The sequence below is a fragment of the Brachyspira sp. genome, from assembly GCF_050873525.1.
Taxonomy (GTDB): Bacteria; Spirochaetota; Brachyspiria; order Brachyspirales; family Brachyspiraceae; genus Brachyspira.
In genome coordinates this window covers 1-3,252 of sequence record NZ_JBNMIZ010000261.1, presented here as the reverse complement: position 1 = coordinate 3,252, position 3,252 = coordinate 1, and the positions used below count along the sequence as shown (strand labels likewise).

The 3,252-nt window shown below is 30.5% G+C and carries 3 protein-coding genes; 2 read left to right on the top strand and 1 reads right to left on the bottom strand.

Annotated features, from left to right (window positions below; translation table 11 throughout):
- Positions 1-273 (bottom strand): hypothetical protein (locus ACR0QS_RS12245; protein ID WP_432633736.1); only part of this gene is annotated, 273 nt, incomplete at its 3' end.
- 132 nt (positions 274-405) lie between these two features.
- On the opposite strand from ACR0QS_RS12245, the gene ACR0QS_RS12240 reads away from it, so the two are divergent.
- Both ACR0QS_RS12240 and ACR0QS_RS12235 read left to right on the top strand, forming a co-directional pair.
- The gene (locus tag ACR0QS_RS12240; protein ID WP_432633735.1) at positions 406-1,692 is read left to right on the top strand and encodes a peptidase M30; all 1,287 of its coding nucleotides are present in this window, start codon (positions 406-408) and stop codon (positions 1,690-1,692) included.
- A 59-nt stretch (positions 1,693-1,751) separates the two neighbouring features.
- A complete protein-coding gene (locus tag ACR0QS_RS12235) occupies positions 1,752-2,915 on the top strand; it encodes a hypothetical protein (protein ID WP_432633734.1) in 1,164 nt (387 codons plus the stop codon).
- Positions 2,916-3,252: the final 337 nt, after the last annotated feature.

Here is a 3,252-nt window from a genome sequence, read left to right as displayed (position 1 = left end):
TCCCTCTTCACCTATATTTCGCTCCAAATATGGTTTTAAGTGTACTTCTTCTACTTTAGCTTTACTGCTTTTTGCAATTGCAGAAATTGCGGAAACATTTAATATCTCTTTTTCTTCTGCTTTATTCGTATTATCTTTTGCTGTATTTGATGAATTAAATATTCCATTTCCTGTAACTTGTGATATTGTTACTCCAACTAATATTAATAATACAACAATTGTTACTGTTAAAGCAATTAATGTTATCCCCTTATTTTTTATTTTTCTTGCCATAGTATCTTCCTCCTTTTTATTGAGTCGTCATTTGTTCACCCTTATATTAATTATACCAAAAAAATACTTGCCACACCTTATTTTTTTAGTATAATTAATATAGAAATATAAATAAGAGGTAACATATTGTTTATGAATAGAATGAAGAAAATATTATTTTTAAATTGTTTATTTTCTTTAAGTTTTTATTCCTGCGCGTTGAGAGATTATTTAGCTCCAAAAGGAACTTTGGACTCTGAAAAAACTTTTTACGGACAAATGATATCTGAAGGCAAGACTTACGGATGGTTTAATGTTCCAGCTAAATTGATAAAAACTACCGACCATTTGGCTATATATATTCAAACTAAATTTGAAAGCGATTATAAAGGCGAAAAAGATATTAGTCTTTACGGTTTGAATAAAATGGCGCAGGACTTTGATTATTATTACGACAGCATGACGAATATTTACGGCGAACATACGGATATTGACGCCAATGGAAAGATAATAATTTTGTTAATGAAAATTAATAAAAAAACTGATAGAAGAAGTCAAGTATTAGGATATTTTAATCCTAACGATATGCATGGATATAATAACGGCGAAATTTTATATATGGATTTGGAAAGCGCAAATAACAATACGGACAAATTAATCGGAACTCTGATTCATGAATTTCAGCATTTAATAAATTATAGTTATGTAGCGAGCGGAAAGAGAAGAGCGATGTCTTCTTGGCTAAACGAATCTCTTTCGGAATCAACTTCTATTTTATTTAATAAAACTACGGCGAAAAGCCGAATAGACGAATTTAACGGCATAAATTATTATTGTTTCTATACTTGGGATATAACTGATAATATTGCTAATAACGGTAAAAGTAACTCTTTGGTTAATTATCCTTCCGCTTCGGTATTTATGCATTGGCTTTATAATACAAACGGCAAGAACTCGGATATTTTTAAAAAAATTGCACAATCCGAGCGAAATACTGATTATGATAAAGTATTAACCGCTGCTCAAGGCATATCGGGTTTAAACAGCATAAGCAATTGGGCGGATTTACTTTTAACTTGGATGGATGATATTGTGTCTAACGGACTTACTCTAGATGACAAAGAAGCTACAAATAATTTATCTTCTACTGGAAGTGTAAAGTTATTTCCAGGCGCTATGATTGTTGTAAATAGTTTTAGCAATACTACAGATTCTAATATAGTTACTCGAACAAATGGGAATAACGGCAGTCAAAAAATTATAGTTCTTAATAAAGATACTACTTTAGGAACATACACATCTTCTAAAACGGTAAGCGTTAGTAGTTCGGTAGATTTGGCTTCAGAAAGCGGAACGAAACAAAATATTATAGAAAATAAAGAGGAAACTCAAATTATTAATATACTTTTGGATGAAAATGGAAATATTCAAAAGTATTGATAAAAATATTAATAAAAAATTTTGATAAAAAATTTTAATAAAAAAAGAGAGGTTTGTTAATGAAAAATATTCGTAATTTATTTATACTGCTATCGGTAATTTCTTGTATATTTTTGAATTCATGCGGGGCGGATATTGTAGAGCCTTTGGACGAGAATTCATATTATGTAATTAGATATTCGGCTTCGGGTTCAAAAGTCGATAAAGCTTCCACAGAATATGTTGGAAAAACGGATAATTTGCAGGTTTATGTGGAAAGCGGATATACTTATTCTCTTTACAATATAAAACAAGTCGTGCAAAAATTTGAAGATAATTATAGACAAATGATAAATACTTACGGCAGACATACGGATATGGACAATAACGGAAAAATTAAACTTATTTTTGTCAATATTAATGGAAATAATAGAAGCAGTTCCGTAGTAATGGGATATTTTTTGCCGAGCGATTTGATTTACGGAAGCGCAAATAACGGCGAAATTTTATATATGGATGTTAATCTTTTGAATACGAAACCCGGGGAGATAGCGGGAACGGTTTTGCATGAATTTCAGCATTTAATCAATTTCAATGTGAATTATCTAAAAAAAGGAAAAGAAATGTCGCTTTGGCTTGACGAATGTCTTTCAGAATCGACTTCTATTTTATTCGATGATAGCGTGGTTAAATCGAGAATCCAAGAATTTAATCAAATAGATTATTATTGTTTCTATACTTGGAATTTGCCTTCAAATTACGGTTTTGTTAATTATCCTTCCGCTTCGGTATTTATGAACTGGCTTTATAAGAGAAATAGCAGCGATGTTTTTAGAAGAATTGCATCTTCAACTGAAACTCAAGATTATAATAAAGTGCTAAAATCGGTTAATGGTTTGGGAAGCACTTGGCAGGCTTTACTTACTAATTGGATAAACGGAGTAAAAAACGGACAGGTTAGCGACGCTAGTATAAAAACTCGTTCTTATACGACATATTTATACCCAGGCGCTTTGGTATATGACGGTTCTCAAGTCAGAGTAAATTCTTCTACGGAACTCGCTAATCCTTCAGCCTATATTATAACGGTTTCAAGAGCGAATGAAATTTTGGGAAGAAGCGCAAATAACGAAGATATAAGTTTGCAAAGTATGGAAATTAAAATTGAAAATGATACGGAAAATAATCAAACTAAATATATAGATTTGGTATTTGATGTAAACGGAAAAGTAAGAAAATATTAAAAATTCTTTTGGTAAAAATAGTTTGTCATTACGAGGGCTTTAGCCCGAAGTAATCCAATTAAAATAGAATTTTATTTTAAAGATTTAACTTTATTAATAGTTGATTGCTTCGCTTTCTTACGAAATCTCGCAATGACGATGTTTTTAACTGTCATTACGAGGCGTAGCCGAAGTAATCCAAAAATGAAGTAATCAAATTAGAATTGGATTGCCACGCCTTACGGTGTAAGGCTCGCAATGACTTTATTAATTTGTTAATAAATTTAATATAGAATTTAATTAAAAAAATACTTGACTTTTGAAAAAAATTTGCTATATTATAAGTATAGGGTATAAG

Excerpts from the sequence above, each read along its gene's own strand:
- ACR0QS_RS12235 (WP_432633734.1), top strand. The coding sequence starts at position 1,752 with ATGAAAAATATTCGTAATTTATTTATACTGCTATCGGTAATTTCTTGT.
- ACR0QS_RS12240 (WP_432633735.1), top strand. The coding sequence starts at position 406 with ATGAATAGAATGAAGAAAATATTATTTTTAAATTGTTTATTTTCTTTA.